This window comes from Pseudaminobacter soli (ex Li et al. 2025) (assembly GCF_029892515.1).
In the GTDB taxonomy this organism is placed as follows: Bacteria; Pseudomonadota; Alphaproteobacteria; order Rhizobiales; family Rhizobiaceae; genus Pseudaminobacter; species Pseudaminobacter soli_A.
In genome coordinates, this window is sequence record NZ_JARXVF010000001.1 from 632,143 (window position 1) to 644,318 (window position 12,176).

At 62.0% G+C, this 12,176-nt stretch carries 11 protein-coding genes; 6 read left to right on the forward strand and 5 right to left on the reverse strand.

What is annotated here, in order from left to right:
* The first annotated feature begins 223 nt into the window (after positions 1-223).
* The 3 genes from M2281_RS03070 to M2281_RS03080 all read left to right on the forward strand — a co-directional run bounded on the left by M2281_RS03070 (position 224) and on the right by M2281_RS03080 (position 3,189).
* Entirely contained in the window at positions 224-433 is a 210-nt protein-coding gene (locus tag M2281_RS03070; protein ID WP_280819618.1) for a hypothetical protein, read from the forward strand.
* A gap of 66 nt (positions 434-499) precedes the next feature.
* Positions 500-2,002, forward strand: coding sequence for an AMP nucleosidase (locus M2281_RS03075; RefSeq protein ID WP_280819619.1), 1,503 nt, complete (start codon positions 500-502; stop codon positions 2,000-2,002).
* 128 nt (positions 2,003-2,130) lie between these two features.
* Positions 2,131-3,189: an endonuclease/exonuclease/phosphatase family protein gene (locus tag M2281_RS03080; protein ID WP_280819620.1), complete on the forward strand. Its 1,059-nt coding sequence runs from the start codon at positions 2,131-2,133 to the stop codon at positions 3,187-3,189.
* 67 nt (positions 3,190-3,256) lie between these two features.
* Here the strand turns inward: M2281_RS03080 and M2281_RS03085 are convergent, their stop codons facing one another.
* Both M2281_RS03085 and M2281_RS03090 read right to left on the reverse strand, forming a co-directional pair.
* Entirely contained in the window at positions 3,257-3,850 is a 594-nt protein-coding gene (locus tag M2281_RS03085; RefSeq protein WP_280819622.1) for a DUF922 domain-containing protein, read from the reverse strand.
* Positions 3,851-3,931: 81 nt separating this feature from the next.
* Entirely contained in the window at positions 3,932-5,584 is a 1,653-nt protein-coding gene (locus M2281_RS03090) for an electron transfer flavoprotein-ubiquinone oxidoreductase (RefSeq protein ID WP_280819623.1), read from the reverse strand.
* A 254-nt stretch (positions 5,585-5,838) separates the two neighbouring features.
* Here M2281_RS03090 and M2281_RS03095 point away from each other — a divergent pair, with 254 nt between their 5' ends.
* On the forward strand, positions 5,839-6,498 hold the full coding sequence (locus M2281_RS03095; protein ID WP_425537658.1) for a hypothetical protein: 660 nt from the start codon (positions 5,839-5,841) through the stop codon (positions 6,496-6,498).
* Between the two features lie 36 nt (positions 6,499-6,534).
* The gene (locus tag M2281_RS03100) at positions 6,535-7,407 is read left to right on the forward strand and encodes a uracil-DNA glycosylase (RefSeq protein WP_280819625.1); all 873 of its coding nucleotides are present in this window, start codon (positions 6,535-6,537) and stop codon (positions 7,405-7,407) included.
* Here the strand turns inward: M2281_RS03100 and M2281_RS03105 are convergent.
* Complete coding sequence (locus M2281_RS03105) at positions 7,404-7,802, reverse strand: hypothetical protein (RefSeq protein ID WP_280819626.1); 399 nt, start codon at positions 7,800-7,802, stop codon at positions 7,404-7,406. The genes M2281_RS03100 and M2281_RS03105 overlap by 4 nt on opposite strands.
* Positions 7,803-7,937: 135 nt before the next feature.
* On the opposite strand from M2281_RS03105, the gene M2281_RS03110 reads away from it, so the two are divergent.
* Entirely contained in the window at positions 7,938-8,759 is an 822-nt protein-coding gene (locus tag M2281_RS03110) for a helix-turn-helix domain-containing protein (protein ID WP_280819627.1), read from the forward strand.
* 37 nt (positions 8,760-8,796) lie between these two features.
* Here the strand turns inward: M2281_RS03110 and M2281_RS03115 are convergent, their stop codons facing one another.
* Positions 8,797-9,780, reverse strand: a complete 984-nt coding sequence (locus tag M2281_RS03115; protein ID WP_280819628.1) for a DMT family transporter — start codon at positions 9,778-9,780, stop codon at positions 8,797-8,799.
* Complete coding sequence (locus M2281_RS03120; protein WP_280819629.1) at positions 9,744-12,056, reverse strand: xanthine dehydrogenase family protein molybdopterin-binding subunit; 2,313 nt, start codon at positions 12,054-12,056, stop codon at positions 9,744-9,746. The genes M2281_RS03115 and M2281_RS03120 overlap by 37 nt, the downstream gene beginning before the upstream one ends.
* Between the last annotated feature and the right edge of the window lie 120 nt (positions 12,057-12,176).

Consider the following 12,176-nt stretch of genomic DNA (forward strand, 5'->3'; position numbering starts at 1 on the left):
CGCGGGCATTCTTCATGGCATTGAAGGAGACGCCATCAATGCTCGCTCGTCGGTTCACAATCGTCTGTTTGTTGACGGCCCTGTTCGGGATGTTCTTTTCAATGCTCGTTGCCCAGGTGGAGCGTTCAAGCCGCTCCCGCGAGTATGGAATGGTCCGGACCTGCTCTTACGAGTTCGGGCTGACATGCAGCCCCTCCAACCGCCTCTGAACCCGACCATTCTGATGAAAAAAGCTACGACCATGAAGAAGGCCGCTGCAATTCTTCGGCTTTTGCCCCGGGCAGCGCTCATTCTGGCCCTGCTTGCCGCTCCCGTTTTCGCCGTGCCGGCCGTGCGCGGCTCCGCCGGGCCGACGATCGAAGCGCCTGCGCAAAAGAATTCCGGCGCAGGCTTTGTCCTGCTGCTCAGTCTACAGCGCACTTCGGGCACCTAGTAGAAAAAGCGCCCAAGTCTTGGCGAGCCCCCTCCCAAGAGCGATAGCAAGTCTCTATATTGGGTCATGGAAAAGAGAATCTACCCAACCCCCATTGAGACGATCTCCTGCCCTGAGCCCTTCGGGCAGCAAAGCTTTACAGACGCCGGCGAGGCAGTCGCCGCTCTGAAACTCCTCTACGAGCGCAATACCGCCTTCCTGCGCAACGCATTCGCATCGCTTGCCCAACAGGGCGACACCCAGAGACGTTACCGGGCCTTCTACCCCGAGATCAGGGTGACGACTTCATCCTACACGCAGGTCGACTCCAGGCAGGCCTACGGCCACATGCCGCTGCCGGGACGCTATGCGACGACCATTACACGCCCCGATCTGTTCGAGAGCTACCTGACCGAGCAGCTACGCCTGATCATGCGCAACCACGGCGTCCAGGTCACGATCGCAGAGTCCACCACGCCGATCCCGATCCACTTCGCCTTCCTCGAAGGCACCCATGTCGACGGATCCATCGCCGAATACATCAAGCGTCCGATCCGCGACCTGTTTGACGTACCGGACCTCAACAGCACCGACGACCATATCGTCAACGGCACGCTTGAGGTGCTGCCGGGCGAGCCGAAGCCGCTGGCGCCATTTACCGCCCAGCGCATCGACTATTCGCTGCACCGCCTGTCGCACTACACGGCGACCACGCCACATCATTTCCAGAACTTCGTTCTGTTCACGAACTACCAGTTCTACATCGACGAGTTCTGCCTCTACGCCCGCGACCTCATGGCCAAGGGCGGCGAGGGCTATGAGGCCTTCGTCGAGCCGGGAAATGTGGTGACCAAAGCGGGCGAGACGCGGCCTTCCGAAGGTACCCCGCTGGGGCGCATGCCGCAGATGCCGGCCTATCACCTCAAGAAGCCGGGCCACGCCGGCATCACCATGATCAATATCGGCGTCGGGCCATCCAACGCCAAGACGATCACCGACCACGTCGCTGTGTTGCGACCGCATGCCTGGCTGATGCTCGGCCACTGCGCGGGCTTGCGCAACACGCAGGCGCTTGGCGACTACGTGCTGGCGCATGCCTATGTGCGCGAAGACCACGTGCTGGATGACGATCTGCCGGTCTGGATCCCCATCCCGCCGCTCGCCGAAATCCAGGTTGCCCTCCAGGAAGCGGTGGCTGAGGTGACCGGACTTTCCGGCTACGACCTCAAGCGCATCATGCGCACGGGCACCGTCGCAACGATCGACAACCGCAACTGGGAACTGCGCGACCAGCGCGGCCCGGTGCAGCGCCTGTCGCAGTCGCGCGCCATTGCGCTCGACATGGAGTCGGCCACCATCGCGGCCAACGGTTTCCGCTTCCGCGTGCCCTACGGGACGCTTCTATGCGTGTCAGACAAGCCGCTGCATGGCGAATTGAAGCTGCCTGGCATGGCAACGGAGTTCTACAAGCGGCAGGTCGCCCAGCATCTGAACATCGGTATCCGTGCAGTGGAGAAGCTTGCCGAAATGCCGATGGAGCGCCTGCATTCGCGCAAGCTGCGCAGCTTCTCGGAAACCGCGTTCCAGTAAAAGATCTGTGCCCTCGGGGAGGACCACGCAGCGTTTGATTGCACTACGGGCCGCCTGTCGTTCAAGGCAGGCGGCCTACGGCCATAGGGCCTCTTGAATGAGCCAACTTCTTGTCGATATGGACGGGCATGAAGACAACGGCATTCCGCGACAAACTTGAACTGGCGGCCTTTTCCGCTTCAATCGTTCTTTCGGTACCGCTGGTGCTCGGCTTTTTCAGCAGGCTGCACCCGGCTTTCGACTCCTTCGCGCATTTCCGCATTCATCTGGCGGTCTTGCTGGCGCTCGCGGCCCTGCCGATGCTTTTCGGCCGGTTCCGGAAAGAAGGCGTGGTGGCGCTTGTCCTGGCCGGCGGCGCCGTGGTCAGCGTCTCGGGCACCATGCAGAGTCTCGGGCCAGCAGTCGTTCATGCTGGTTTTGCGCCGAAGGATGACAACCAGCCTGTATACAAGCTTCTGCAGCTTAACCTGCGCTACAACAATCCCGAGCCCAACAAGGTGCTGTCGCTCATTGGCCAGATCCGGCCGGACGTGGTGACGCTGGAAGAAACTTCGGAAATGTGGGTTGAGAAGCTGGCTCTGCTTTCCTCAGCCTATCCCTACCGCATCATCTGCCCAAGTCCGCACGGGGAATACGGTGTCGCGATCCTGTCTGCCCGGCCCTTCGTGGAGGGGCAGGAAGCCAGGTGCTACGACCGAAGCTCTTTCGTGATTGCGCCGATCGATTTCGGCGGGCGGCCGGTCGATATCGCGGCCCTGCATCTCGGATGGCCCTGGCCATTCGACCAGCATCGGCAAATTTTGATGTTGGCCCGTCCGCTTTCCGAAGTCGGCGAGACAGCCCTGCTTGCAGGCGACTTCAACGCCACTCCGTGGAGTGCCGCCGTGGCGCATGTAGGCCAAATGGGCGGCCTGGCGCTGGTGCCATCTGTCGGCCCGACCTGGCAGTGGATCAAGCTTCCCGAATTCCTGCGATTCAGCGGCCTGCCGATCGATCAGCTGATGCACAAGGGAAGCGTCGTGGTGAACACGGCCCGCACTTTAGGCGAGGCCGGTTCAGACCACTTGCCGGTGTTGGTCGAGTTTTCGCTCATGCCATCGTCCCCCAGGCACGAAGAAAACGCGGAAACTGCGACCGCCACCTTCGTCCGGCGATCCCCCAACGCAGCTGGCTACGGAAGCAGCTGACTACGATGACGCCGGTCGAACATATATCCTGGCAGCACCGGAACCGATGCCGCCAGAACGGATTGTGTTAGCCTCTGTTCACCAGCCCAGCGACGAGCGCGTCGACATTGCCGCCACGCTGATGCTCCTTGGCGTCGAATGCGCGCTGACGGGCTTCGTACTGGGCATAGATCGACGAAATGTGGCGACGAGCTTCGTTCTGCGTCCTCGTGCAGCCGGGATCGTTGGCATTCGTCATGCCGACAACCGACGACTCTGCGGCCTTGACCATATCCTGTGCAAGCTGACCGTGGTGCTGCTCATGGGTACGAACGCCGGCCATGAACTTCGTCCAGCGCGACTGCAGATCAGGCGAAACTCTGCTCGCCAGCTTGGGGAAGTTGTAGGTCAGGAACAGGGTCGCGCGTGCGCCCTTCAGCCGGCAGGTGCCGCCATTCTTGTCCCAATCCATGTCCCACTTCACGTCGTAGCGCGTCGCAGCCATGGCCCGAGCCTGCAGGCCCTGCGTGGGCCCGCCGGAAAACATCGATCTCATGATCTCGCGCCCGCTGTTACCGGTAACGGGATAGGTTGTGGTTTTGACCACGACCTTGCTGTCGGCGTTGGCAACGCCGGCAAAGCCACAGACAAGTGCAATTAAGGTTATTCCAACTGTACGCATTTGGGGGGTACTCCAACTAGGGGGGACCCGCAAACAAGCACAGGATGGATCTTATTTCAACACTTGCTTAATTATGAGGCTCTACATGTTGGGGTAGACCGGCCCCTCACCCCCTTGCGGCGGTACCCAGTTGATGTTCTGGTTCGGGTCCTTGATGTCGCAAGTTTTGCAGTGCACGCAGTTCTGCGCGTTGATCACAAACTTGGCGTCTCCGCCTTCCTCGACCCACTCGTACACGCCCGCCGGGCAGTAGCGGCTCGACGGCCCTGCGAACACGTCGTGCTCCGACCGCTTCTGCAGGCCCAAGTCCTTGACCTGCAAATGAATTGGCTGGTTTTCCTCGTGGTTCGTGTTGGACAGGAACACGGAGGAAAGCCGGTCGAAAGTCAGCACGCCGTCAGGCTTGGGATAGGCGATTTTCTTGTGCTTGGCTGCGGGCTCCAGCGAGGCGGCATCGGTCTTGCCGTGCTTCAAAGTGCCGAAGAGCGAGAAGCCGAAAAGCGTGTTCGTCCACATGTCCAGCCCGCCGAGGCCAACGCCCGCCAAAGTACCCAACTTTGACCATAGCGGCTTCACGTTCCGGACCTTCTTGAGGTCCTTTCCGATGGCGGTGGAGCGCCATTCGTTCTCATATTCGACGATCTCGTCATGGCTGCGGCCTGCCACAATTGCCTTGGCGACATGCTCGGCGGCCTGCATGCCGGAGAGCACCGCGTTGTGCGAACCCTTGATGCGCGGAACGTTGACGAAACCAGCCGAGCAACCCATCAGCGCGCCGCCCGGGAAGGTCAGCTTCGGCACCGACTGCCAGCCGCCTTCGGTGATGGCGCGGGCGCCGTAGGAGATGCGCTTGCCGCCCTCGAACGTGCCGCGGATCGCCGGATGCGTCTTGAAGCGCTGGAATTCCTCGAAAGGCGACAGATAGGGGTTCTTGTAGTTGAGGTGAACGACGAAGCCGACGGCCACCAGATTGTCCTCGAGGTGGTAGAGGAACGAACCGCCGCCGGTCTTCATGTCGAGCGGCCAGCCAAAGGAATGCTGGACCAGACCCGGCTTGTGCTTCTCCGGCGCGACCTGCCACAGTTCCTTGAGGCCGATGCCGAACTTGCCCGGCTCGCGGCCTTCGTCCAGCTTGTATTTGGCGATCAGCTTCTTGGCGAGCGAGCCGCGCGCGCCCTCGCCGATCAGCACATATTTGCCGAGCAGAGCCATGCCGGGCGCGTAGTTCGGGCCATGCGAGCCATCGCGCTCGATGCCCATGTCGCCAGTCACAACGCCTGTGACAGCGCCTTCGTCGTTGTAGATCAGGTCGACTGCGGCAAAGCCCGGATAGATCTCGACGCCCAGCGCTTCGGCATGTCCGGCCAGCCAGCGGCAGACATTGCCGAGCGAGACGATGTAGTTGCCGTGATTGTTCATCAGCGGCGGCATCAGGACGTTCGGCAGGCGCACCGAGCCGGCAGGCCCGAGCACGAGGAAATGGTCGTCGGTGACCGGCGTCTTGAACGGATGGTCAGCCTCTTCGCGCCAGTCCGGCAGGAGCTTGTCGATGCCGATGGGATCGACGACGGCACCGGAGAGGATGTGAGCGCCCACTTCGGCGCCCTTTTCCAGCACGACGACGGAAAGCTCTGGATTGACCTGTTTTAGGCGTATCGCGGCGGCCAGGCCAGCGGGCCCCGCACCGACGATAACCACGTCGAATTCCATGCTTTCGCGTTCAATCTCACTCATCAGTTCCTCCGCACTGGCTTGGCCCCGTCAGGCATCCTGCTGGGTCCAAGCTCCCATAGCGCATCCGAAAGCGACGCGAAACCGCGCAACTGGCATATTGCGGAGTTTGCAACACCATATCATCCATGCTGGAACAAGCTAATCAGCGTTGACGTAAGCGTCAATTAAATGTGGCGACGATGGCACCTGATCGTGGCCGCTATCCGCCAAATTCGTGGATTTTGCTTCGATCCATTCTCGGCCATACTCCCAGCATGCGGCAGGTCGAGCCTAGGTGGTCGGGAGTGACGCATTTTGTCGCGGCGCGCCGTTGGGCTGCGCTGTTTCTGTTTGTTTTGCTCGCAGCCCGCTCATTCTCCCTGCCCGCACACGCGGAAGATGCAATCTCGGATGAGGGCTCCTGGCCGGCCGGTGCCTATTCCTTTTCCGATGAATTGGGTGGCTTTCGCATTCGATCGGTAGGCGGAACAGGCACCAAGGCCGATCCCATCGTCATCGGCGAGGAGCTTTATTCGGCAAGTCCGGTGACATTGGTCATTCGCGCGACAAAGCCGGTACGCGCATTCGACTTTTCGGGGAACTATGCCAACGGCTTCGTCTATCTGCGCCTGGAGGTTCTCAATGCCAGCGAACTCGCCTGGGTGGAGTTCGAATTCGAGCTTCAGGAAATCCTGCACCAGCCAAGCGTGTTCGGCGACGGGCTTTCATTCGACCAGCAACGCAGTGACGCGAAAGCCATCGGGTCCGACAGCTTCGAGAAATTCGATTGCGACTTCGAGCCCTATGACCGGCTGCTCTTCCGCGAAGGCAAGATCGATCCGCGAAAGCCCGGCTCCTTCGGCTTCCTGGTAACCGACTACACGCCGACCAGCATATTTTATCTGGTGCAAGACCCGCGCATTCCGTCGACCTGACTTGAAATCGCCGCGCGCCCGGAAGAATGTAGGGTTATGACCTCCATCGCCAGACATGAGCAGCCGGACCTTCGTGAGCTGCTCGCTTTCTATGCCGAGTCCGGCGCCTATGACGCGCTGGTCGAAGAGCCGATCGACCGGTTCGCGGAGGCGGCCGTGTCTGCGCAATCGGCCAAGGCGCCCGCCAGAGCCCGCTCATTCGACGGCCAGGCATCTGCCCCGGCCGAACAGGCGCGTACGTCCATGCTCGACCGTGCCGCGCCCCCTGCCCGTCCGGCAACGCCGGCTGCGGTGCCAGACGAGGCGCAGGCCGCGCTCGCGCGCGAGATAGCCTCGCGTGCCGGCACGCTCGAAGAGCTTCGCGCGCATATGGCGGCCTTCGACGGCTGCAATCTGAAATTCACGGCCAAAAACCTGGTGTTCTCCGACGGCAACCCCACTGCCGACGTGATGCTGGTGGGCGAGGCGCCGGGCCGCGACGAGGATCTGGAGGGGCTGCCCTTTGTTGGTCGTTCGGGCCAATTGCTGGACCGCATGCTGGCGGCAATCGGTCTCGACCGGAACTCCGCCTACATTGCCAATGTCATTCCCTGGCGCCCGCCGGGCAATCGCACGCCGACGCCGCATGAGACCGAAATCTGCCGGCCGTTCATCGAGCGCCAGATCGAGCTTGCCAATCCCAAGGTTCTGGTAACGCTGGGTGGGCCTTCGGCCAAGCTGCTGCTCGATACGACCGATGGCATTTTGCGCCTGCGCGGCAACTGGCGCGCGCATCAGATGAAGTCGGGAACCGTAGTGCCGGCAATGCCGACGCTTCATCCGGCCTATCTCTTGCGAAATCCCGCCCACAAGAAACTTGCATGGCGGGATTTCCTCGAGATCAAGGCAAAGCTCGGCGAGCTTGGCTAGACAACAAGAGCGGTTGCGCGGCGCATGCCGATGAACTGAAGCTCGGCAAACAGGGCAACCGCAATCGCCTGCACGCAGATGAAGGCGATGCCGAGCGCGTTTGGCGCCACGAGGCCGGAGGCCAGCAAGCCGAAGCTCGCCGCCACCCAGAGCGCGTTGATGGCGATGATGTCGATGAGCACCATGCGCCTCACGCTCCGGCGTCGTGCCGTTATGAGCAGAAGCGCCACGAACGGCACCAGCACGATGCCGGCCCAGAACAGCAAGGGCGCCGGCAGGTTCAGCAACGGCGAAAGAAACGACGCGCCGGCGATCGCGAGCAATCCGGTCGCGCCGCTGGCGACCGCATCGAGAAGCAGGGCATTGCGGATGAATGGCGATGTGGTGACGGTCATGGGAATTCTCCTGTCGGGTTTCAGTGTTCCTCGGCTTTCGTTCCAAGTTGGCCGAAACCTGACGCCGCACGCTTCTGCTGGCGATTACTTGGCAGGTAATAGAATTTGGGAGGCCGATCCCCTAACGTCGGCTTCATGAGCACGCAGCAATCTTCCGCCGGCACCCTTATCCGCGAATGGCGCATGCGCCGCCGCTTGAGCCAGCTCGATCTCGCCGCTGAGGCCGAGATATCGCAGCGCCATCTGAGCTTCGTCGAAAGCGGCCGCGCCGCGCCTTCGCGGGATATGGTGCTGCATCTGGCCGATCAGCTCGATATACCGCTTCGCCAGCGCAACCAGATCCTGCTCGCGGCGGGCTATGCGCCGACTTTCAGCGAGAAGAAACTCGACGATGCTTCGCTCGCCCCGGCCATGGCGGCGGTGGAAATGGTGCTCATGGGGCACGAGCCGTTTCCTTCCATAGCCGTCGACCGGCATTGGAACCTCGTTGCCGGCAATGCCGCAATCGGCCCGCTCATCGAGGAAGTCGCCAACGTCTCGCTGCTTGCGCCGCCGATCAACGTCCTGCGGCTCAGCCTGCACCCAAGGGGGCTGGCGCCGCGCATCGTCAACCTTCACGAATGGCGGACGCATCTGATTGAGCGCCTCAAACGCCAGATCGACGCGTCCGGCGACCCCGTGCTGGCGAACCTGGAACGCGAATTGTCGACCTATCCAACCGGAGCACCAACGAGCCGCGCCACTCACCGGGAGATCGCGGCGATAGCGCATCCGCTGCGGCTCAGGATGGGAAAGGAGATCCTTTCCTTCATCAGCACGATTACGGTGTTCGGAACGCCGCTCGACGTGACGCTTTCGGAACTGGCGATCGAGTCATTCTTCCCCGCAGACCAAGAGACGGCGGCCGCTTTGCAGCGCATGGCGGCAGAACGTGGCGCTGCTCGGAAGCCGTCGTGAGGCTCGCAAACTGAACCGAGGCTTGGGGCCTATCCCCTCAGGCTTGCGACGGCGCAACCTGCCGGACTGCCCTGCGCTCCAGCCCCAATTGCCGTTCGCGCCAGATAATGAAGATGCCTGCTCCGACGACGATGAGCCCTCCCACCAGCATGTGGATCGTCGGCACGTCGCCGAAAAGGTAGTAGCCCACGGCAAGGCCGAAGATCATCGAGGTGTATTCGAACGGCGCGACCGTAGAAGCTTCCGCATAGCGGTAGGCTTCGGTCATCAGGAGCTGGCCAAGCCCTCCGCAGCAACCGGCGATGATAAGCAGGGCTGTTTGCTGGAAAGTCAGCGCAGTCCAGCCAAACGGGTAACTAAACAGCGCCAGGACCGTCGAGGTCAGCGAAAACCACAGGACGATCGTCCCGGTACGCTCCGTGTGAACGAGGCTGCGCACGACGATCATCGCGAGCGCGGACACGGCCGCACCGACGATCGCAGCGATAACGCCAAGCATTTCGTCGTTGCCCAAGCCAGCATTGCCACCAAACAAGGTGAGCTTCGGCCATGAAATGATGCAGACGCCGATCAGGCCAACAACGACCGCGCTCCAACGATAGAAGCGGATCGTCTCGCCAAGGATTATGGAGCTGAACACGACCACCAGAAGCGGCTGCGCGTAGTTGAGCGTGATCGCTTCAGGCAAAGGCAATCGAGTTAGCGCGAAGAAGCCGAGGCCCATGGCGGTTACGCCCACCATGCCGCGGGCGACGTGGTTGAGCGGCCGCTTCGTGTGAAAAGCCGTGCTCAACTCCTTGCGAAAGGCCAGGTAAGCCAGGATCGGCAGCATCGCGAAGAATGAGCGGAAGAAAACGATCTGACCCGCCGGCAACGGGCCTGCCGCCTTGATCAGCGACGACATGGCAACGAATACGGTTACCGACACGACCTTGAAGGCAATGCCAGTGAGCGGCCGATTGACCCGCGAACTCTCGGATTTATTCACTTTGCTGCCACGGCGTCCTGGATGGTTGCCCATATGCGCGACGGCGTCGCCGGCATCTCGATATGCCGCACCCCATAGGCACGGAAAAGCGCATCGGTGACGGCATTGAGCGTCGCAGGTGTCGAGCCGATGGCACCGGCTTCGCCGGCACCCTTGATGCCGAGTGCATTTGTGGTCGATGGCACGTTGCGGGTCTCGAAATGCAGCCACGGAAAATTGTCCGCGCGCGGCATGGCATAGTCCATGAAGCTGGCGGTCAGCAACTGGCCATCTTCGCTATAGACGGCGTTTTCGCTCAAAGCCTGGCCGATGCCCTGCACCACCCCGCCGTGAACCTGGCCGGCGAGCAGCAGCGGGTTCACCGTGACCCCGAAATCGTCGACGATGGTGTAGGCGACGATCTCGGTGTTTCCGGTCTCGGGGTCGATCTCAACCTCGCAGATATGTGTCCCATTGGGATAAGTCGCCTCATGCTGTGTAAACTCGCCCGAGCCCTTGAGGTCCTCCGGGCGCTTGGCGGCCTTAGCGATATCGGCAAAGCCGATCGAGCGGTCGGTGCCGACGATACGCGCCGTGCCGTCGATCAGCTCGATATCCGCAGCCGAGGCCTCGAGCTCATCGGCGGCAATCCTGGCGATCTTCTCGGCCAGCGCCTCGCCAGCACGGGCAGCGGAAACCCCGCCAAGCGGTATCGAGCGGGAACCGCCGGTGCCCCCACCGCGCGCGAGGCGATCGGTGTCGCCCTGCACCACCTTCACCTGCGCGATGTCCATGCCGAGCTTTTCGGCCACGAACTGCGCATAGGCGGTGGCGTGGCCCTGCCCGTTGGACTGAGTGCCGATCAGAAGCGTGACCGTGCCGTCGCCATTGAGCTCGACATGGGCCGGCTCCGATCCTGCGAAAGCGCAGGCTTCGATGTAGGTTGCCATGCCGATGCCGCGGATTTTCCCATCCGCCTTGGAGCCGGCAAGGCGCGCCGGAAAATCCGACCAGTTCGCTCGTTCCATTGCGAGTTCCATGTGCCCGGCGAATTCGCCGACATCATAGAGCCGGCCGGTCGGGGTCCGGTACGGGAACTGCTCCGGTTTGATGAAGTTGCCGCGGCGGATTTCGTCAGGAGCCAGGCCAAGGTCGTGTGCACAGGCATCGACCAGTTTTTCAATAAGGAAAGCGGCTTCGGGTCGCCCGGCCCCGCGATAGGCATCCACCGGGCAGGTGTTGGTGTAGACGCCCGTGACAGCCGCGTCGAGCGCGTCGATATCGTAGGCGCCGGTCGACATGGTAGCGCCAATGTAGGGCACGAACGGCCCATATTGCGAACAATAGGCACCAAGATTGGCGGTGATGCGGATGCGCAGGCCCAGGAAACGTCCATCGCGATCCATGGCCATTTCGGCGGTGACGACATGGTCGCGCCCCTGCGCATCAGTCAAAAAATGCTCCGTCCGGTCGCCTGCCCATTTGACCGGCCGCCCGAGACGCCGCGCCGCCTCCAGCACCAGTGCATGCTCGCGATAGACGAAACTTTTCGGGCCGAAGCCGCCGCCGACATCCGGCGTCACGACGCGCAGCTTCTCCGGCTGTATTCCAAACACCTGCCTGGCCAGGATCGAGCGCATGGAATGCACGCCCTGCGAGCCGGTCGTGAGCTGGAAACGGCCTTCGTCAGCGTGCCACTCACCGATGGCCGAGCGAGGCTCCATGTAGTTGCAAACGAGGCGATTGTTGACGAAGTCGATACGGGTAATTCGTTCGGCCCGCTCGAAAGCGGCTTCCGTTTTCACAGCATCGCCAAGCTCGTAGAGGAAGGCGCGGTTCGTGCCCAGTTCGGGCCACACCAGCGGCGATTCGGGATCGAGCGCGGTCGCGGTGCTGCCGGCAGCTTCCTCGCTGTCATAGTCGACCTCGATCAGTTCGGCGGCGTCCTGCGCCTGCGCACGGCTGTCCGCCACCACGAAGGCCACGGCATCGCCGACATAGTTCACCCGGTCGCGGCACAGGATCGGTATGTCGCGCGTCGGCGCCTGGGAGCCGTCGGGCTGCTGCTGCATCATGCCGGACTTGAGATCGCCAAGACCTTTGACATCGGCGCCCGTCAGCACCAGATGTACGCCACGAGCGGCCTTCGCTGCCTCGACCGAGGTCACCTTCATCGAGGCCTTCGCAACCGGAGAGCGCAGCACATGGCCGTGCAGCATGCCGGGTACGGCAATGTCGTCGGTGTAACGGCCACGTCCGGTGATGAAAGCCTGATCCTCGACGCGCAAGACTGACGCGCCCATCCCGAATTTCGGCGTGACGATTGTCATGGTTGCCCCGGCAATGTTCGGACGAGGATGCTGGCCTGAAATAGGTCCTGCGTTAGTTTTGTCGATGGTGGCTTTCGTGTAAAGAGCAGCACTGCCATCTTTTGTAGGCCAGCTACCAGG

Excerpts from the sequence above, each read along its gene's own strand:
- M2281_RS03070 (WP_280819618.1), top strand. The coding sequence starts at position 224 with ATGAAAAAAGCTACGACCATGAAGAAGGCCGCTGCAATTCTTCGGCTT.
- M2281_RS03075 (WP_280819619.1), top strand. The coding sequence starts at position 500 with ATGGAAAAGAGAATCTACCCAACCCCCATTGAGACGATCTCCTGCCCT.
- M2281_RS03080 (WP_280819620.1), top strand. The coding sequence starts at position 2,131 with ATGAAGACAACGGCATTCCGCGACAAACTTGAACTGGCGGCCTTTTCC.
- M2281_RS03085 (WP_280819622.1), bottom strand. The coding sequence starts at position 3,850 with ATGCGTACAGTTGGAATAACCTTAATTGCACTTGTCTGTGGCTTTGCC.
- M2281_RS03090 (WP_280819623.1), bottom strand. The coding sequence starts at position 5,584 with ATGAGTGAGATTGAACGCGAAAGCATGGAATTCGACGTGGTTATCGTC.
- M2281_RS03095 (WP_425537658.1), top strand. The coding sequence starts at position 5,839 with ATGCGGCAGGTCGAGCCTAGGTGGTCGGGAGTGACGCATTTTGTCGCG.
- M2281_RS03100 (WP_280819625.1), top strand. The coding sequence starts at position 6,535 with ATGACCTCCATCGCCAGACATGAGCAGCCGGACCTTCGTGAGCTGCTC.
- M2281_RS03105 (WP_280819626.1), bottom strand. The coding sequence starts at position 7,802 with ATGACCGTCACCACATCGCCATTCATCCGCAATGCCCTGCTTCTCGAT.
- M2281_RS03110 (WP_280819627.1), top strand. The coding sequence starts at position 7,938 with ATGAGCACGCAGCAATCTTCCGCCGGCACCCTTATCCGCGAATGGCGC.
- M2281_RS03115 (WP_280819628.1), bottom strand. The coding sequence starts at position 9,780 with ATGGGCAACCATCCAGGACGCCGTGGCAGCAAAGTGAATAAATCCGAG.
- M2281_RS03120 (WP_280819629.1), bottom strand. The coding sequence starts at position 12,056 with ATGACAATCGTCACGCCGAAATTCGGGATGGGCGCGTCAGTCTTGCGC.